Source organism: Pseudomonas viridiflava, from assembly GCF_900184295.1.
GTDB lineage: Bacteria > Pseudomonadota > Gammaproteobacteria > Pseudomonadales > Pseudomonadaceae > Aquipseudomonas > Aquipseudomonas viridiflava.
In genome coordinates this window covers 473,752-491,811 of sequence record NZ_LT855380.1, presented here as the reverse complement: position 1 = coordinate 491,811, position 18,060 = coordinate 473,752, and the positions used below count along the sequence as shown (strand labels likewise).

General features: G+C 59.2%; 15 protein-coding genes. 3 read left to right on the top strand and 12 right to left on the bottom strand.

Annotation, left to right across the window (positions count from 1 at the left end):
* Nucleotides 1-92: 92 nt before the first annotated feature.
* The 4 genes from creD to rloA2 form a co-directional block, all read right to left on the bottom strand.
* Nucleotides 93-1,469: a cell envelope integrity protein CreD gene (gene creD / locus CFBP1590_RS02340; protein ID WP_058430635.1), complete on the bottom strand. Its 1,377-nt coding sequence runs from the start codon at nt 1,467-1,469 to the stop codon at nt 93-95.
* Between the two features lie 509 nt (nt 1,470-1,978).
* Nucleotides 1,979-3,406: a two-component system sensor histidine kinase CreC gene (creC, locus tag CFBP1590_RS02335; protein ID WP_088234415.1), complete on the bottom strand. Its 1,428-nt coding sequence runs from the start codon at nt 3,404-3,406 to the stop codon at nt 1,979-1,981.
* Nucleotides 3,406-4,086, bottom strand: coding sequence for a two-component system response regulator CreB (gene creB, locus CFBP1590_RS02330; protein ID WP_088234414.1), 681 nt, complete (start codon nt 4,084-4,086; stop codon nt 3,406-3,408). The genes creC and creB overlap by 1 nt, the downstream gene beginning before the upstream one ends.
* A 59-nt stretch (nt 4,087-4,145) precedes the next feature.
* The gene (gene rloA2, locus CFBP1590_RS02325; RefSeq protein WP_004880177.1) at nt 4,146-4,649 is read right to left on the bottom strand and encodes a retropepsin-like aspartic peptidase RloA2; all 504 of its coding nucleotides are present in this window, start codon (nt 4,647-4,649) and stop codon (nt 4,146-4,148) included.
* Nucleotides 4,650-4,841: 192 nt separating this feature from the next.
* Here rloA2 and yihG point away from each other — a divergent pair, with 192 nt between their 5' ends.
* Entirely contained in the window at nt 4,842-5,735 is an 894-nt protein-coding gene (gene yihG / locus CFBP1590_RS02320; protein ID WP_088234413.1) for a 1-acylglycerol-3-phosphate O-acyltransferase, YihG family, read from the top strand.
* A gap of 73 nt (nt 5,736-5,808) precedes the next feature.
* On the top strand, nt 5,809-6,840 hold the full coding sequence (locus tag CFBP1590_RS02315; protein WP_050575473.1) for an RHS repeat-associated core domain-containing protein: 1,032 nt from the start codon (nt 5,809-5,811) through the stop codon (nt 6,838-6,840).
* Nucleotides 6,841-6,855: 15 nt separating this feature from the next.
* Here the strand turns inward: CFBP1590_RS02315 and CFBP1590_RS02310 are convergent, their stop codons facing one another.
* A complete protein-coding gene (locus tag CFBP1590_RS02310; RefSeq protein WP_025993286.1) occupies nt 6,856-7,422 on the bottom strand; it encodes a DUF2780 domain-containing protein in 567 nt (188 codons plus the stop codon).
* Nucleotides 7,423-7,659: 237 nt separating this feature from the next.
* On the opposite strand from CFBP1590_RS02310, the gene CFBP1590_RS27820 reads away from it, so the two are divergent.
* Nucleotides 7,660-8,727 (top strand): RHS repeat-associated core domain-containing protein, encoded by a 1,068-nt coding sequence (locus tag CFBP1590_RS27820; RefSeq protein ID WP_122428093.1) that lies wholly within the window; start codon nt 7,660-7,662, stop codon nt 8,725-8,727.
* Between the two features lie 223 nt (nt 8,728-8,950).
* Here the strand turns inward: CFBP1590_RS27820 and fdhA are convergent, their stop codons facing one another.
* The 7 genes from fdhA to glyA all read right to left on the bottom strand — a co-directional run bounded on the left by fdhA (nt 8,951) and on the right by glyA (nt 17,786).
* On the bottom strand, nt 8,951-10,150 hold the full coding sequence (fdhA, locus tag CFBP1590_RS02300) for a formaldehyde dehydrogenase, glutathione-independent (RefSeq protein ID WP_004880185.1): 1,200 nt from the start codon (nt 10,148-10,150) through the stop codon (nt 8,951-8,953).
* A gap of 136 nt (nt 10,151-10,286) precedes the next feature.
* Nucleotides 10,287-11,144 carry a formyltetrahydrofolate deformylase gene (purU, locus tag CFBP1590_RS02295; protein WP_043305535.1) on the bottom strand — a complete coding sequence of 286 codons (858 nt, stop codon included), beginning with the start codon at nt 11,142-11,144 and terminating at the stop codon, nt 10,287-10,289.
* A 69-nt stretch (nt 11,145-11,213) separates the two neighbouring features.
* Nucleotides 11,214-11,846 (bottom strand): sarcosine oxidase subunit gamma, encoded by a 633-nt coding sequence (locus tag CFBP1590_RS02290; RefSeq protein WP_029244122.1) that lies wholly within the window; start codon nt 11,844-11,846, stop codon nt 11,214-11,216.
* A 90-nt stretch (nt 11,847-11,936) separates the two neighbouring features.
* A complete protein-coding gene (locus tag CFBP1590_RS02285; protein WP_029244123.1) occupies nt 11,937-14,957 on the bottom strand; it encodes a sarcosine oxidase subunit alpha in 3,021 nt (1,006 codons plus the stop codon).
* Entirely contained in the window at nt 14,954-15,250 is a 297-nt protein-coding gene (locus CFBP1590_RS02280) for a sarcosine oxidase subunit delta (protein WP_004880192.1), read from the bottom strand. Before CFBP1590_RS02280 ends, CFBP1590_RS02285 begins: the two co-directional genes overlap by 4 nt.
* A gap of 14 nt (nt 15,251-15,264) precedes the next feature.
* Nucleotides 15,265-16,515 (bottom strand): sarcosine oxidase subunit beta family protein, encoded by a 1,251-nt coding sequence (locus CFBP1590_RS02275; protein ID WP_002555602.1) that lies wholly within the window; start codon nt 16,513-16,515, stop codon nt 15,265-15,267.
* A 17-nt stretch (nt 16,516-16,532) separates the two neighbouring features.
* Nucleotides 16,533-17,786: a serine hydroxymethyltransferase gene (gene glyA, locus CFBP1590_RS02270; RefSeq protein ID WP_029244125.1), complete on the bottom strand. Its 1,254-nt coding sequence runs from the start codon at nt 17,784-17,786 to the stop codon at nt 16,533-16,535.
* Nucleotides 17,787-18,060 lie beyond the last annotated feature (274 nt).

Below are 18,060 nucleotides of genomic sequence, written 5' to 3'. Positions count from 1 at the left end.
ATGCACGGGATCGTGGCGGCTCCGGTAACTGACCGATGATCATGCAGATCAGACAACGCGCCCTGGCCTGATCCTCGCGCAAACCGAGCCACTTACTCATGACGGGCCTCCAGAGCCGCATCGAGCGGCTGGGTCGGACGACTGATCGCAATGCCGTACCAGTCCAGCTTGCGGGTCAGGACCATGAACACACTCAACAGGCCGAACAGCAGCAAGGCGCCCATCAGCAAGGCGTAATCTTCGGCGCTGAGCAGTCCGTACAGCAACCCGTACAACGCGCTCAGACCCGCCGCAAAACCCGCCCCGTGAAGCACGCTGCGCAGCACGTGACTGACATAGAAACCGATCAGACACACACAGGCGCTCGCCGACAGCACGTAGGCCATGGCAAAACCCAGATGCTCGGACAGCGACAGCAGCATCAGGTAGAACAACGCCAGCGCCGCGCCCACCAGTGCGTATTGAACCGGGTGCACGGCCATGCTTTTCAGCACTTCGAACAGAAAGAACCCGGCAAACGTCAGTGCGATGAACAACAGCGCGTATTTGATCGCCCGATCACTCTTGAGGTACTGATCCACCGGATCGACAAAGCTCACACCGAAACTTCGGCTCTTGAAGTCTTCGCAGGTCTGCGCTGTCAGGCAGCGGCTGAGTGCGTCTTCCAGATTGGTGGAAAAGAACGAGGCCTGCCATGCAGCACTGAAGCCCTTATCGGTGATCTCGCGCTGGGTCGGCAGGTAATTGCCGATGAAACTCGGATGCGGCCAGTCGGCACTCAACTGCACGCGACTGGACTTGCCCACTGGCGCTACCTCGAACTGACCGGTGCCCTGCAGGCGCAGATCGAATGCGAAATCCAGCGTGACCTGCTCGCGACCTTCCAGCATCGGCAGGTTGGCGCTCACCCCTTCGCCCAGCCACTCGACCCGCGATCCCGGCAGCAGGTCCAGCGTCTGTCCATTCATCTGCAGTTTCGGCGAGCTTTCGATACCGCGAATATCGCTGATGCCCAACGCCAGGTAAGGCTTCTCGAAGGTGTAGTCGGCAAATTCATCCGTCACACCCAACTGCTCGGGCAATACGAACTGGCCGCTGATGTGGTTATCGGCATGATAAAGACGCGCCTCGTAGATACCTCGCGAACGCAGTTCGGTCTGCACCTTGCCATCCAGCTCGAAACGCTCCGGCAGAAAGTACAGGTAGCCGCGCTGGGAAGCGGTTTCAAGGTAACGCTCTTCGGTTTGCGCGTTGGTCTTCCAGAGACGGATGTTCTTGCGATACGGCACGACCAGCAGCGGGCCGGTCAGGCGCTGACTGAAGCTTGAGCTGCGCGCGATATCGTCCAGCACCCCATCGCGCTGCAACTGCCGATCCGTGATCAGGCTGCCGATCATCAACAATGGAATCAGCAGCAGAATGATCAGAAACGCGATGGTGCCCAGTTTTACAGCCAGATTTCGGTTCATGGGGCTCTCCCTGTTTTTCGATGGAGAGAGTCTGGAATGGGCATGTGGAGGCAGGATGGGCGTTGTGTGGAGATTGTGTGGTGACGCTTCAACCTGTCTGAGCTGGTCTCGCAGCAAACACCGGACTGTGGGAGGCCCCACCACGTCTTCGACGTAGCGCTGTCGCGCAGCAAACTCAGTGGGAGCGGACTTGTCCGCGAAAAGGCCAGTACATCCGACGAATATTCATCGCCTGAAATACAGTATTCGCGGACAAGTCCGCTCCCACAAAATCGAGTTCCTTCAGTGGGTTACAGGTTGTTTGATAAGAGGCGGCTTGCCGGCGATCTGCCCGAAACCGGCAGCAGCACTGACACACGCGGTGTGTCAGATACAACCTGGGGCCGCTGCGCAGCCCATCGCTGCCGTCGTAACCTCCGAGAGCTCCCACGCCCTCCGGGCAGACTTACGTGCATTTCAATAAATTACAGAGTGTTTGATAAGAGGCGCAGGTTTATTAGTGGGTTTTACTAAATGCCACACGGCAGCAACAGCCTCACCTCGACCCCGCCCTCGACATTCCCGATGTGCATTTCCCCTGCATGCAACTGCACCACTTCTTCCACGAAATTCAGGCCGAGCCCGGTGCTTTTTCGGCCGCTGTCCGGGCGCGGCAGGGAGTAGAAGCGCTCACTCAGGCGTGGCAAGGCGTAGTCGGGAATCGGGGCGGCGTCGTTGTAGAGCGTGAAGCGGATCCGCTCACCCTCAGGCTTGGCCGTCAGACTCAGCCTGCCATCGACGGGAGTGAAGTCCAGTGCGTTATCGATCAGGTTCGCGAGCGCCTGACTCAGCAGAAATCGCTCGCCCAGCAGTTGCAGACCGGGATCAATATGGATGTCGATGCGTAATGCCTGCCGCTCGATGCGGGTACTTCTGGCGGCCAGCAGTTCATCGATCAGCTCCGCCAGCGCAACGGGAACCCGTTCTTCCAGGCCCTGGCGTTGCTCGACCATCGCCAGGTTAAGCAAACGCTCGATAAGCTGCTGCAATCGCGCACTTTCGCCTTCAATGTTGCTGACAAAACGTTGTCGCTGTTCGTGGGGCATCTCATCCTGCAACAGCTCGGCAGCGCCGCGAATCGCTGCCAGCGGGCTTTTCAGTTCGTGGGTCAGCGTATGCACGTAACGCTCAACGTAGGCTTTGCCTTCCAGTTGCGTGCGCATGTGCTCGACCGCCGCAGACAGTTGCTCAAGCTCGCCTCCACGGTAATGCGGAAGCTTGACGCGGCGTCCTTCGCTGACCGCCTGGGCGTAGCCGGTCAGACGTCGCAAGGCCGAACCCAGCCACCACGAGAACAACCCGCCCAGCAACAGGCCCAATACCATCAGGCCACCGCCATACCAGAGCAATCGGCGCTCGGCACGATCGACATAGGGTTGCAACGAGCTGTTGGGTTTGGCGACGGTGACCACGCCAATGATCCTGCCGTTGTCACGAATCGGCGCACCGACGTGCATGACCGACGAATTCGGATCGTCAGGGTCGCTGCGGGTCGAACGCGCGCCGTACTCGCCGCGCAGGGTCAGATAGACGTCGTTCCAGCGTGAATAGTCCTGACCCACCGCCTGCCCGCTGGAATCAAGCAGGACGATACCGTTGGCGTCGGTCACGTAGATGCGGTTGTTGACCTGATTCTTGGGCAAGCCCCAGATGGTCGCGCCGGGCTTTCGCAGACCGTATGCCTGTAGCGCGTCCGGCAGGCGGCTTTGATCAAGGGTGCCGTCCCTTACATCGTCATGGAGAATTTCGGCCAGCAGATTCGCCGTGTCGACCAGGGTTTCTTCGGTGGACTGACGCACGCCGGGGCGCACCTCCTTCATCACCGTGCTGAGCACGAAGTAACCCGTCAACGCGATGAACACCGCATAGACCAGAAAGATCCGGATGCTCAACGGCATCAGCTGTTGCCCGGGCTGAAACTGTAACCCAGTCCGCGATGGGTCTGGATAGGCTCGGCATCGGCCGCCACGACACGCAGCTTGGCACGCACGCTCTTGATGTGGCTGTCGATGCTGCGCTCATAACCGGCATCTGCCGCTACGCCCATCGCATCTAGCAATTGCTCGCGACTGAACACCCGCTCGGGCTGAGCCAGCAGGCATTGCAGCAGCCGGAATTCATGACGGGTCAGGCTCAAGGGTTGGGCACGGTAGCTGATCTGAAAACGCTCAAGATCGACCGTGAACGGCTGGTTTTCCGAGACAGGTACAGTACGCGGATGCATACGCTTGAGAATCGCCCGGACTCGCGCCGCCACTTCTCGCGGGCTGAACGGTTTGACGACGTAGTCATCAGCCCCGATTTCAAGCCCCACAACCCGGTCGATTTCGCCATCACGTGCACTCAGGAACATCACAGGCACTTCGCTGAAGCGCCGCAGTTGCTTGCACGTCTCGAAACCGGTGATGTCCGGCAAGCCGATGTCCAGAATGATCAGGTCGGCAGGCGATGCGCGCTGGTGGTTGACGGCATCCTGCCCCAGGCTGAGCCATGATGTAGTAAAGCCCTCGCTTTGCAGCGCATAGATCAGCGTATCGGCAATCGCGGCTTCGTCTTCGACAATCAGTATGTGAGGCATGGCATCCGAGCGCTGGGAGAGAGGGCGAAACGTTGCGCGATTTCAGCCCTCTGCGTCAATCAGCAATCGGGTTTGTCAGCGGTATAACGGCGTGCCGGATTGACGGCTGCGTCAAACTCGCGGAGTGCCTTGGCACCGATCAGCAGCGGATAGTTGAAGTGGCTGCGATCCACCAGATTGACCTCGACGGTACGCTTCTTGTTGCCCAGGCACAGTTCCATATCCACGACCGGACGCTTGGTCGGATCGATCACTTCATCGTCTTCGTCATCGCCTTCGGAGCGGCCCTTGATCTTGCTGATCCGCGAAACCTTGTGTTCGTAAACCTTGCTGTCGGCGTCCTTGGTGGCCAGACGGAAACGAACCCAGTCATCGCCATCGCGCTTGAACAGCTCAATGTCCCTGGCCGACAGCGAAGCGGTCAGCGCACCGGTGTCCATCTTGGCCTTGAAGGTCTGGCCGACATCCACCACCTTGATGTTCTCGTAACGACCATACAGCGTCGGTTCGGCTGCCATGACAGGCAGAGCGAGCAGGGACAACAGCGCCAGAATCGGTTTCACGTTCAGGATTCCTCTCAATGGACAACGCCTGATTGGCGCCCGGTTTTAGACAGCGAACCCGCCGTTGGTTCGGCAGTTCGGCGTTTGGTGAGCATAATCACTCGCACATGAAACATTTGTAAGTACCTGTGTAATTGGCGCGAAACGCGATGATCTTTATCATTGGCGCCCCAGAACGCTCAAGAGTCTCTTATGCGCCGTGTGCTTACCGGCTGTTCAGTCGCCACGCTCCTGCTGATCAATACGCTCGTCTTGATTGGCCCACTGTTGGTTTTTGCCCTGCTCAAACTACTGTTCAGAGGTCGAATGCGTGACCGCTGCTCCCATGCCGTGATGTGGATTGCCGAAACCTGGGCCGAGATCGACAAACTCATCTTCGCAGCATGCGTCCCGACACAGTGGGATATCCGTGGCGACGAAGGCCTGCGCGCTGACACTTCGTATCTGGTGATCAGCAACCATCAGTCCTGGGTCGATATCCCCGCGCTGATTCAGGCACTCAATAGACGTACGCCGTTCTTCAAGTTCTTCCTGAAAAAGGAACTGATCTGGGTGCCGTTGCTGGGTCTGGCCTGGTGGGGGCTGGATTACCCGTTCATGAAGCGCTACACCAAGGCGTTTCTGGCAAAGAACCCTGAACTCAAGGGCAAGGATCTGGAGATCACCAAGGCTGCCTGTGAACTGTTCAAGCGCCAGCCCGTGACCATCGTCAATTATCTGGAAGGCACACGTTTCACCCCTGCCAAGCATGCGGCACAGACCTCGCCCTACACCAGCCTGCTCAAGCCCAAGGCAGGCGGCGTTGCCTTCGTGCTCGCTGCGATGGGCGAACAGCTGGACGCGATTCTGGACGTGACGGTCGTGTATCCCGGCTACGGCATCCCAGGCTTCTGGGACATGCTTTGTGGGCGCGTGCCGAAAGTGATCGTCGATATCAGGACGCGCCCCATGGATCCGGCGTTATGGCAGGGCGACTATGAGAACGATCCTGTGTTTCGCGAGAAAATCCAGGGTTGGGTCAACCAATTGTGGATCGAGAAGGATGCACGGATTGCGGCGTTGAGGCTGGAGGCCGCACAGCACTGACTGGCAGTTTCGACAGGTAGACGGCTCGCCGCGGCTGAACGAAGCTGAGTCAACATGGAAAAAGGATTTTCTCATGCTGCCGACTCGCACCACGGCGTCAGGCCTTTACGCCTATGACGCAACGGATCGCCTTGCTGCTTGCATGCCCGTTGATCAGGAGAGCGTCAGGCAGTTTTATCAGGATGACGTTCTGGTCAGCGAGCTGAGGGGCCTGGTGGGACTTACCTTCCTTCGGTCCGAACATCGACTGCTGGCCGCGTCAGAGAAGGATATGCACGAGCATCGCGTTCATCTGCTGGGCACGGATCAGTCGAACTCGGTGCTTCACAGTGTCAGCCTTCGGCAGCGCGAGGCCTTCGCCTATTCTCCCTACGGAACCTCTACACCAAAGAACCCGCCTTACCTGCCGGGTTACACAGGCCAGGCACCCGACCCGATCACAGGTCATTATCAACTGGGTAATGGTGCACGTGCCTTCAATCCGATACTGATGCGCTTCAACAGCCCCGATACCCTAAGCCCTTTCGGTGATGGCGGTCTCAGCGCCTATGGTTACTGCTGGGGCGACCCCATCGGCCATACCGACCCTACAGGGCACTTTCCCATCGAGGGCGCATTGGGCATGCTCAGTGTGCGAGTGAAAAACCTCGGTCACGCAGTCACAACAACGGCCGGCATGACTTCCGAGGACGGCTTCATTCGGACCGTGAGCAAAGCCTTGCGCAGAAATACGATTGCACCCGAGCCCATGTCGCAAACCAGAAAATACATCGACGATGCTGTCCGAAACCTCGATGCGGAATCGCCCTTCATCAAGAAGCTCGCATCAGTCAACCTCAACCTTGCCAGTCACGGCGATACCAACCTGACGTTGAAACAGGCGTTCGACTACGTTGCATTGGCAAAAATGGTGGACACCGGGAAAAAGAGCAATGCAGGCGCACATCTCAGCGCAGCAGGCACGTGGGGGGAAAAGTTGCTCAAAGAGGGCTTTACGCCGACCTCGCTGGTGGGCGTGGCATTTAACCTGGCAGGGTCGCTGACGTCTGGCGTGACAGACCATGCCATGGTTAAAAAGGGAACAACCCTGCGCAGGGGATCATAGGGGCGAGAGACCCGGTCAGCTACCCGCACCCCACACGCTACTCAGACTTTGCAACGCGGAGCCGCCCGCACCTTGTTGACCCAGGTATTGCAGGATCACCGGGACAAACTGGCTGACCATGCTGCTGTCCATGCCCAGTGCCTTGAAGGCATTGTTCACGTCGCCCATGCTCTGCACGTTGCCCAAGGCACTGTTGAGCATCGAATTGTCGCCTGCCTTGCTTCCGCCCAGCAGCTTGCCAAGGCCGTTTGCGCCGCCCAGGCTGTCGAGCGCCGAAGTACCGGACAGTTGCTCCAGACCGGGAACCGATTTAGCCAGTTGCGAGTAATCATTGCCGGCCAGTTTGTTCTTGGCCAACCCCAGCAATGCACCTGTACCGCCAACCGCCTGTTCCGGGGTCACGTTGAGCTGAGAACCCAGCGCGTTGAGCAGACCAGCGGCTTCGGGCGCAGCGGTCGCTTTCTGATTACCGCCTGTTGCATTGGAAACCGCATTCGCTGCGTCATTCAGGTTGAAGGCAAACACCGGGCTTGCTGCCAGGCCCATCAACGTTGCCAGTGCCATCATGCGTGCAGTTTTCATTCGGTCAACCTCATCAAAAACCTGAACCGCCCGATAGTGGGCGGTAAAACAGACGATTTGACTGGAGGAGCGGTAGCTTGTTCCCGGTGGGGTGCAGAGGATAAGTGTTATTTCCTACCCTGACGTCGGAGCAGCAGAGGCGCCCGATGCTCCGCCTGGCAGTTCTGATAGCTAGGCAGCTCACTCAACCGGACACAGACTCAGCCATGAATGTCTGGCGTCGAGAAGGTGAATCCCATGACTCCCGTTGCGAGTGAGACACGCTGCCGTTATCACTACGACGCTCTTGATCGTCTGGCAGGCAGCGAAGTCGATAGCCAGGCCAGCGTACAGCGCTTCTATCAGAAAAATCGCCTTGCAACGCAGGTTCAGGCGCAGACCCGACACAGGCTGTTGCAAGCGGGTATGCATTGGTTGGCGTTTCAACGAAAGCATGAAGAAGGGTCAGAATTTGAGTTACTCGCGACGGACCAACAGGACTCGGTCATTGCAATACCGCAATCGGTCTTTTGCTATACGCCTTATGGTGGTCGTTACCCAAAGTGCAATCCCATGGACCTGCCAGGCTTCACGGGTCAACAGGCAGACCGGGTGACCGGACATTACCTGATGGGCAACGGGTACCGGGCATTCAATCCAGTGTTGATGAGATTCAACAGCCCGGACAGTTTGAGTCCGTTTGGTGAGGGTGGTCTGAATGCGTATGCATACTGCGTTGGAGATCCGATCAACCGGGTCGATCCCAGCGGCCATGGGTCCTTATTTTTTAGACTCCTGCGACGAATGGGGCTCAGATATAAACGTCCTCAGCTTCAGGAATTCCCATCAACAATGAAGGGTTTGAAACTGAGTAATCACGTCAATCTGGGAAAAAGCCTCAATGTCTACGATAACGTGACGAAAAAAGGACAGCGGGAACTGTTGGTTCACGCCCACGGCATTCCGCTGGAATCAGAAGGACATCCACAATTGAGCATGGGTAAAGGAAAAGTTTCCCCAGATCTTCTTAATCATAAAATCAAGGAAAACAAAAGAAGTCTGGATGGGTATGAGACCATTCACCTTGTCGTCTGTCACTCTGCCAACGGCGGTGCAAATTCATTTGCGGCACAACTATCCGAACTCACCAGACTGCCGGTGAAAGGCTACAAAGGGAAAGTCATCTACGACAGTGTCTATGATATTGACAACGCACTCTCTGACGGCAATACACTCAGAGACATCGTTAAAAGAAACACCTTCCGCCAAGGGAGTGGCCTTTATAGAGATTTCGCCTATGAACCCGTCTGGCATTCCTACCTGTAAGGAAACCTTCACAGCGCTGAATGGGCCATTATTACTGCGCAAGGAAAAGGTGTTGTCTATCCACAAGGCCTTGCCGATAGATTAGTAAAAAAGGCAAGACGTTGAGCAGCCCTGACAACATTCATCGGTTTTTTTGTTACATGGGCGCGTGCGCAAAACCCATACGCGATAACTCGAAGTGCACCCTCTGAGGTGGGCGGCATCAGCCGCCCACCCGTCACGATCACGCCGCACTGAACAACTTATGCGGATCGATCACAAACTTCTTCGGCACACCCGCATCGAACTCGCCATAGCCACGCGGCGCGTCATCGAGACTGATGACTTCGACGCCCACCACGTCAGCGATCTTGATGCGGTCCCACATGATGGCTTGCATGAGTTGACGGTTGTACTTCATGACAGGCGTCTGGCCCGTGTGGAAGCTGTGGGATTTGGCCCAGCCCAGGCCGAAGCGGATGCTCAGGCTGCCCATTTTCGCGGCCGCGTCCACGGCGCCTGGATCTTCTGTGACGTACAGACCTGGAATACCGATCTTGCCTGCAACGCGCACCACGCCCATCAGCGAGTTGAGCACGGTGGCCGGTGCTTCGGACTGCGCACCGGCATGGCCGTGGCCACGCGCTTCGAAGCCCACGGCATCGATGGCGCAATCCACTTCAGGCTCACCCAGCAGCGCGGCGATCTGTTCGTGCAGCGGCGTGTCCTGGGACAGGTCGGCGATTTCGAAGCCCTGAGCCTTGGCGTGAACCAGACGGGTCGGGTTGACGTCGCCGACGATCACCACCGCAGCGCCCAGCAGACGCGCTGAAGCAGCCGCTGCCAGACCGACCGGCCCGGCACCCGCTACGTACACAGTACTGCCGGGGCCGACGCCTGCAGTTACTGCGCCATGGTAGCCGGTGGGCAGAATGTCGGAGAGGCAAGTCAGGTCGCGGATCTTTTCCATCGCAGCATCGCGATCCGGCAGTTTGAGCAGGTTGAAGTCAGCGTAAGGCACCAGTACGTATTCCGCCTGACCGCCGACCCAGTCGCCCATGTCGACATAACCGTAGGCACCGCCAGCGCGGGCGGGGTTTACGGTCAGGCAGACACCTGTGTGCTGCTCCTTGCAGCTACGGCAGCGGCCGCACGCCACGTTGAACGGCACGGACACCAGATCGCCGACTTTCAGGTGTTCCACATCACGACCGGCTTCGAGCACTTCACCAGTGATTTCGTGACCGAGGACCAGCCCGGTCTGGGCAGTGGTACGGCCACGAACCATGTGTTGGTCCGAGCCGCAGATGTTGGTGGACACCACGCGCAGAATCACACCGTGTTCGATGCGCTTGCCGCGTGGGTCTTCCATTTTGGGGAAAGGAATGCTTTGCACTTCGACCTTGCCAGCGCCGAGATACACTACACCGCGATTACCAGACATGCTTTCACCTCGCTTTTATTGTGTTGTAGCGGAGAAATGCGCTGCTTTGATTGGGTGTTGCGGCAACGCACCGATTGCTCTGGGTTGCTTGTGTCGTACTGCCGAGAAACCATGAAGGTGATTGTGTTGTGAAGCCCTACAAAACCACCGTTCTGTTGGCGTTCAGAAACACTCGCCGTTCAATGTGATACCCCACCGCGCGAGCCAGTGTCAGCCCTTCGATGTCCCGGCCCTTGGCAATCAGGTCTTCGGGATAGTGACTGTGATCGACCACTTCCACTCCCTGCGCGATGATGGGGCCTTCGTCCAGGTCGTTGTTGATGTAATGCGCCGTTGCACCCACCAGTTTCACGCCCTTGTTGTAGGCCTGATGGTACGGCTTGGCGCCTTTGAAACCGGGCAGCAGCGAGTGGTGAATATTGATCGCCTTGCCATCGAGCTTGCGACACAGGTCCGGTGACAGCACTTGCATGTAGCGGGCAAGGATCACCAGTTCGGCACCGGACTCTTCAATGACCTTCCAGACCTTGGCCTCCTGTGCAGGCTTGTCGTTGGGGTCAAGGGGGAAATGGTAGTACGCAATGCCGTGCCATGCTGCCAATGGCTCGAGATCGGGGTGATTGGACACCACCGCGACCACGTCCATGGACAGCTGGTTGATGCGCTGGCGGTACAGCAGGTCATTCAGGCAATGGTCCGCCTTGGAGACCATGATCACGACCTTGGGCCGATAATTGGGCGCGGTCAGCTCGAAGATCATGCCGAACGCGCTGCCCCGCTCGGCCAGACCTGCACGGAAACCTTCTTCGTCGAAGCCATCGGGTTGACGGAATTCGACACGAATGAAAAAGCGTCCCGACAGGCGATCATCGAACGAATGGTGCTCGGTCACGTAGCAACCCTGCTCGAACAGAAAGCGGGTCACGGCATCGACCGTACCCAGGACGCTGGGGCAGTCGGCAGTCAAAATCCATGTATCGGGGGCACGACTCATTAAGCGAATACTCCTGAATCCTTATCGCCTGTCAGCTCTTCGCAAAGACGCTATCAGACACCACTCACGTCAAGCCTGAATACTCAAACCATACTCGGCTGACGCATCCTGCAACCACAGCCACCAGTAATCGGCAAAGCTGCGGCGGATCAGCAGCTCCCAGGTGTCTTCACCTGTACGACGGATCACCAGTTGCGACTTGGCAAACACCGTCCCGACGGCCTTGCCCACTGGAAAGTTGTCGGGGTGAACGTCGTAGCTGGTGGATTTCATCAGGACCTGAAGAACCTTGGGGCCGGTCAGTTCAAGAATCGACTGGCCGCCGCTGACGTTGACGATTGCGATGTGCAAGCCCGCCAATGCTTCGCGCAGTTGTTGCTCCGCAGCGAGTTCTTCGCCGCTCGGCACGATCAGCAGCCACTCGTCCGGGCCCATCCACTGCAACGAGCGTTCACCGCTGGTGACCAGCATCAGTGCGGCGGGCAATTCCATGCCGAGCGCCTTGTGTACGCCAGCGGCAAACGCTGGATCGTGGGCATCACCCCGCAGGGTCAGGTGGCCCAGCAGCTTCTTCTCGCGCAGGAACACGCCTGGACTGGCGCGGCCCTTGCCGACAAGTGTTTCCAGGCTGGCATGAAACAGCGGCGACTCGGCCTTCACGTCGGAGGTCGGGCGTTGTGGGTAAACATTGACTGTGGTCATGGATCACCTGCTCTGAATTCTGTTGTACCGAAACGCGGTTAGCTCACCGATCGTTCCCACGCTCGGCGTGGGAACGATCAGGTCACGCGTTTACTCCACGTTCTGCTGCTCGCCCTTCGGATCGAAGAACACCGACGAAACGATCTCGGCTTCGATCACGCTGCCGTCAGCCAACGGTGCGAACACCCGCTCGCCCATGCGGCTCAGGCCGCCCTTGACCACGCCCATCGCAAACGAATAGCCCAACGAGTTGTGCGCATAGCTGGAGGTCACGTGACCGACCATGCTCATCGGAATCGCCTGCTTTGTGTCGAACACCAGTTGCGCACCTTCCGGCAGCCATTGATTCGGGTCGACCGGCTTGAGGCCGACCAGTTGCTTGCGCTGCTCACGCACGCAATCTTCGCGGTTCATGCCGCGCCAGCCGATCCACGAAAACGGTTTGGTACGCCCGACACACCAGCCCATGTTCAGGTCATCCGGGGTCATCGAGCCGTCCGTGTCCTGACCGACAATGATGAAGCCCTTCTCGGCCCGCAGCACGTGCATGGTCTCGGTGCCGTAAGGCGTCAGGTTGTACTGCTTGCCCGCCTCGATGATCTTCTCCAGCACGCCCATCGCGTAGTCGGCCTGAACGTTGACCTCGTAGGACAGCTCGCCGGTGAAGGAAATACGGAACACCCGAGCCGGAACACCTGCGACCAGACCTTCTTTCCAGGTCATGAACGGGAAGGCTTCGCGGCCCAGATCGATGTCGGTGACTTCGCTGAGCAGCTTGCGGCTGTTGGGGCCGGACAGCGTCAGGGTCGCCCAGTGGTCGGTCACGGAGGTGAAGTACACCTTCAGGTCCGGCCATTCGGTCTGTTGATAGATTTCCAGCCATTGCAGAACGCGTGCAGCGCCGCCGGTGGTGGTGGTCATCAGGAAGTGGTTGTCGGCGATGCAGGCCGTTACGCCGTCATCGAAGACCATGCCGTCTTCCTTGCACATCAGGCCGTAGCGCGCCTTGCCCACGTCCAGCTTGGTCCAGGCATTGGTGTAGATGCGGTTCAGGAACTCACGGGCATCGGGCCCCTGAATGTCGATCTTGCCCAGTGTCGAGGCGTCCAGCAGACCCACGCTGGCGCGCACGGCCTTGCACTCGCGGGCGACCGCGGCGTGCATGTCTTCGCCGTTTTTCGGGAAGTACCACGGACGTTTCCACTGACCGACGTCTTCGAATTCGGCACCGTTTCGCACATGCCACGCATGCAACGCTGTGAAACGCACCGGCTCGAAAACGTGGCCGCAATGCCGACCGGCAATCGCGCCGAAGGTCACCGGCGTGTAGTTGGGGCGGAACATGGTGGTGCCCATTTCCGGGATCGATACGTTCAGCGAGCGCGCCGCAATGGCCAGACCGTTCACGTTGCCCAGTTTGCCCTGATCGGTGCCGAAGCCCAGTGCGGTGTAACGCTTGACGTGCTCGACCGACTCGAAGCCCTCACGGGTCGCCAGCTCGATGGCCGCAGCGGTGACGTCATTCTGCAGGTCGACGAATTGCTTCGGCGCACGGGCAGTGCCCTTTTCGTGTGGTACCTGAAACAGCGCCAGGGTCGGCTCTTCAGCACGGCTCAGGGCCTTGGGCATGACGCCTTCAACCAGTTTGAAACCCGCTTCGCTGGCAGCGCGTACGCCCCCTTCGAAACCATCGGCCAGGCTGTCCGCCAGACTGTAGACACCGTTTACGCCACCTACGCAGACGCGCTTCTGCGGTGCTTCGCCCGGCACGAAACCGAGAATGTCTTCGCGCCAGACCGGCTTGCCACCCAGATGCGAGGCCAAGTGGACAATCGGGCTGTAACCGCCGGAACTGGCCACCAGGTCGCACTCCAGCCATTCGCCGGGGCTGGTCACGCTGTGTGATTTGATGTCGATGGCGGCGACACGTGCAGCTGTCACGCGCTTGGTGCCACGGGCTTCGATCACGGCACTGCCGGTGAGGATGCGAATGCCTTTGGCACGCGCCTCTTCCACCAGCGGGCCGCGCGGGTTGTGGCGCGCATCGGCAATCGCCACAACTGGCAGGCTGGCGTCGAGCCAGTCCAGCGCAACGCGATAGGCATGATCGTTGTTGGTGGACAGTACGAGCTTCTTGCCCGGCGCCACGCCGTAACGGCGAACGTAGGTGGAAACGGCGCCGGCCAGCATGTTGCCAGGCACATCATTGTTGCCGTAGACCAATGGACGCTCGTGAGTACCGGTCGCCAGCACCACACGTTTGGCGCGCACACGGTGCATGCGCTGACGCACCATGCCGATGGGCGCACGGTCGCCGAGGTGATCGGTGAGGCGCTCATGAATCGTCAGGAAGTTGTGATCGTGATAGCCGTTGACCGTGGCACGAGGCAGCAGGGTCACGTTGCGCAGGCTTTTCAGCTCGGCAATGACAGTGGCCACCCATTCAATGGCCGGCTTGCCATCCAGGCTTTCGCGGCTGTCGAGCAGGCTGCCGCCAAACTCTTCCTGCTCATCGGCCAGAATCACGCGGGCACCGCTGCGCGCCGCTGCCAGTGCCGCCGCCAGACCTGCAGGGCCTGCGCCGACAATCAGCACGTCGCAGTGCTGGTTCATCGCATCGTAGCTGTCCGGATCGTTCTCGGTCGGCGAGCGCCCCAGACCTGCCGCCTTGCGGATGTACTTTTCGTACGTCATCCAGAAGGACTGCGGGTACATGAACGTCTTGTAATAGAAGCCCGGCGGCATCAGCTTGCCGCCGACCTTGCCGAGAATGCCCATCACATCGTTGTTCACGCTCGGCCAGCCGTTGGTGCTGGTCGCGACCAGGCCCGAATACAGGGCTTGCTGCGTAGCACGCACGTTGGGGATCTGCGTGGCTTCGGTCGCGCCGATCTGCAACACGGCGTTCGGTTCTTCGGAACCCGCTGCGAAGATGCCGCGTGGACGCGAATACTTGAAGCTTCGGCCGATGATATCAACGCCGTTTGCCAGCAGTGCCGACGCCAGGGAGTCGCCTTCAAAGCCTTGGTAGGTCTGACCGTTGAAGGTGAAATTCAGCACCTTGCTACGGTTGATACGGCCGCCGTTGGGCAGTCGATTGCTCTGGCTCATACCTTGTCTCCCTTGTCCGTGAACTGCGGCCTGGCGCCAATCGGATAGGTTTCGAGAATTTCGTAGGTCACGGTGTTGCGCGTGGCGTTGAAGTACTGGCGGCAACCGGCAGCGTGAATCCACAGCTCGTGGTGCAGGCCTCGCGGGTTATCGCGAAAGAACATGTAATCGCCCCACTGCTCGTCGGTGCAGGCGCCCGGATCGAGCGGACGCGGAATGTGCGCCTGGCCCGATGCGTGGAATTCCTCTTCGGAGCGCAGTTCGCCACAGTGAGGACAGAAGATATGCAGCATGAGTGTTTCTCCTGTTAGTGGGCGACCGCGGCTGCGCCGTGTTCGTCGATCAAGGCACCGTTATGGAACCGGTCGATGGAAAAAGGCTTGGCCAGCGGATGCATTTCGCCTTTGGCCAGGCTTGCGGCAAACACGTTGCCCGAGCCGGGCGTGGCCTTGAAGCCGCCCGTGCCCCAACCGCAGTTGAAGAACATGTTCGGGACCGGCGTCTTGGAGATGATCGGGCAGGCGTCCGGCGTGGTGTCGACGATGCCGCCCCACTGACGGTTCATGCGCACACGGGACAATACCGGGAACATCTCGACGATGGCCTGGATGGTGTGTTCGATCACCGGGTACGAGCCGCGCTGGCCGTAGCCGACCCAGCTGTCGATACCGGCACCGATCACCAGATCACCCTTGTCGGACTGGCTGATGTAGCCGTGCACGGCGTTGGACATGATCACGCTGTCGATGATGGGTTTGATCGGCTCGGACACCAGCGCTTGCAGCGGGTGGGATTCGATCGGCAGACGGAAGCCTGCCAGTTTGGCCATATGACCAGAGTTGCCTGCAGTCACGACGCCGACGCGCTTGGCACCGATGAAACCCTTGTTGGTTTCAACGCCGATGCACACACCGTTTTCCTTGCGGAAACCGATCACTTCGGTCTGCTGGATCAGGTCGACGCCCAACGCATCGGCTGCACGGGCAAAGCCCCAGGCCACGGCATCGTGACGGGCCACGCCACCCCGACGCTGAACGGTTGCGCCAATGATCGGATAGCGGGTGTTTTTCGAACAGTCCAGGTACGGGATTTCTTCGGCAACCTGTTTACCGTTGAGCAGTTCACCGTCCACGCCATTCAGACGGTTGGCGCTGACACGACGCTCGGAATCACGCATGTCCTGCAGGGTGTGGCACAGGTTATAGACGCCACGCTGGGAGAACATGACGTTGTAGTTCAGATCCTGCGACAGGCCTTCCCACAGTTTCATCGCGTGTTCATACAGGTGAGCCGATTCGTCCCACAGGTAGTTGGAGCGCACGATGGTGGTGTTGCGAGCCGTGTTACCACCGCCCAGCCAGCCCTTTTCGACCACGGCCACATTGGTGATGCCGTGCTCTTTGGCCAGATAGTAGGCCGTTGCCAGACCATGCCCGCCGCCACCGACGATGACCACGTCGTAGACTTTTTTAGGGGTTGGCGTGCGCCACATGCGCTGCCAGTTCTCGTGGTGGCTGAGGGAGTGCTTGAGAAGGCCGAAGCCTGAGTAATGCTGCATGTAGGGCTACTCCTGACTCAGCGATAAACCGGAAAATCGGCACACAGTGCGGCGACCTGACCTGCCACATTGGCCTCGACATCGGCATCGCCGAGATTGTCGAGGATGTCGCAGATCCAGCCTGCCAATTCGATGCACTGAGTGACCTTGAAACCGCGCGTGGTGACAGCCGGTGTGCCGATGCGCAGGCCAGACGTCACGAACGGCGACTGCGGATCGTTCGGTACCGAGTTCTTGTTGACGGTGATGTGCGCACGACCCAGCGCGGCGTCGGCGTCCTTACCGGTCAGGCCCTGACGGATCAGACTGACCAGAAACAGGTGGTTATCGGTGCCGCCGGAAACGACATCGAAGCCGCGATCGATGAACACCTGTGCCATGGCCTGGGCGTTGTCGATCACTTGCTGTTGATAGGCCTTGAAACCTGGCTCCATGGCTTCCTTGAAGCACACGGCCTTGGCGGCGATGACGTGCATCAGCGGGCCGCCCTGACCACCGGGGAACACGGCGGAGTTGAATTTCTTTTCCAGCTCTTCGTTGGCCCTGGCCAGAATCAGCCCGCCCCGCGGACCGCGCAGGGTCTTGTGGGTCGTGGTGGTGACCACGTCGGCGTACGGCAGCGGGTTCGGGTACAGACCTGCGGCGACCAGACCGGCAACGTGGGCCATGTCAACGAACAGGTAGGCACCGACCTTGTCGGCGATTTCACGGAAACGCGGGAAATCCAGCGTCTTGGAGTAGGCCGAGAAACCGGCAATGATCATCTTCGGTTTGCTTTCCAGCGCGATACGCTCGACTTCGTCGTAGTCGATCAGGCCGGTGTTGGTGTCGATGCCGTACTGCACGGCGTTGTACAGCTTGCCGGAAAAGCTGACTTTGGCACCGTGGGTCAGGTGACCGCCATGGGCCAGGCTCATGCCCAGCACAGTGTCGCCTGCCTGCAGCAATGCCAGATACACAGCGGCGTTGGCCTGACTGCCGGAGTGCGGCTGTACGTTGGCGTAACCGGCACCGAACAGCTGTTTGGCGCGCTCGATGGCCAGTTGCTCGACCTTGTCGACGTGCTCGCAACCGCCGTAGTAGCGCTTGCCGGGATAACCTTCAGCGTACTTGTTGGTCAGACCGCTGCCCTGGGCCTGCATCACGCGCTTGCTGGTGTAGTTCTCCGAGGCGATCAGCTCGATATGGTCTTCCTGACGCTGCTCCTCGGCATTCATCGCCGCCAACAGTGCGTCGTCATAACCCTGGATCTGGTCTTGCTTGCTGAACATCGCGGTTCTCCCAGCGGCGGCGCGGCGCCTGTCTTATCGGTCGGGCATGTGGATTGCCCCTTGCCAGCGATGGTATGGCCGACGCCAAGCGACCAGATGCCTACGGACGCCACACAAAGGTGCGTTTACGACATTACTCAAATAGGCTCCACCGGTCGTTCCTTATCCTCCACGTTCTGGAGCGAGCACAATTTCGGACTGCGGGCGCGATCAGGGTAGAGAACCTGCCAGTTCTGACAGTAGACGGGGTCAGACACAGGCACCTAATCTGGCC

Coding starts and splice junctions, on each gene's coding strand:
- creD (WP_058430635.1), bottom strand. CDS start 1,469: ATGAACCGAAATCTGGCTGTAAAACTGGGCACCATCGCGTTTCTGATC.
- creC (WP_088234415.1), bottom strand. CDS start 3,406: ATGCCGTTGAGCATCCGGATCTTTCTGGTCTATGCGGTGTTCATCGCG.
- creB (WP_088234414.1), bottom strand. CDS start 4,086: ATGCCTCACATACTGATTGTCGAAGACGAAGCCGCGATTGCCGATACG.
- yihG (WP_088234413.1), top strand. CDS start 4,842: ATGCGCCGTGTGCTTACCGGCTGTTCAGTCGCCACGCTCCTGCTGATC.
- CFBP1590_RS02315 (WP_050575473.1), top strand. CDS start 5,809: ATGCTGCCGACTCGCACCACGGCGTCAGGCCTTTACGCCTATGACGCA.
- CFBP1590_RS02310 (WP_025993286.1), bottom strand. CDS start 7,422: ATGAAAACTGCACGCATGATGGCACTGGCAACGTTGATGGGCCTGGCA.
- CFBP1590_RS27820 (WP_122428093.1), top strand. CDS start 7,660: ATGACTCCCGTTGCGAGTGAGACACGCTGCCGTTATCACTACGACGCT.
- fdhA (WP_004880185.1), bottom strand. CDS start 10,150: ATGTCTGGTAATCGCGGTGTAGTGTATCTCGGCGCTGGCAAGGTCGAA.
- purU (WP_043305535.1), bottom strand. CDS start 11,144: ATGAGTCGTGCCCCCGATACATGGATTTTGACTGCCGACTGCCCCAGC.
- CFBP1590_RS02290 (WP_029244122.1), bottom strand. CDS start 11,846: ATGACCACAGTCAATGTTTACCCACAACGCCCGACCTCCGACGTGAAG.
- CFBP1590_RS02285 (WP_029244123.1), bottom strand. CDS start 14,957: ATGAGCCAGAGCAATCGACTGCCCAACGGCGGCCGTATCAACCGTAGC.
- CFBP1590_RS02280 (WP_004880192.1), bottom strand. CDS start 15,250: ATGCTGCATATCTTCTGTCCTCACTGTGGCGAACTGCGCTCCGAAGAG.
- CFBP1590_RS02275 (WP_002555602.1), bottom strand. CDS start 16,515: ATGCAGCATTACTCAGGCTTCGGCCTTCTCAAGCACTCCCTCAGCCAC.
- glyA (WP_029244125.1), bottom strand. CDS start 17,786: ATGTTCAGCAAGCAAGACCAGATCCAGGGTTATGACGACGCACTGTTG.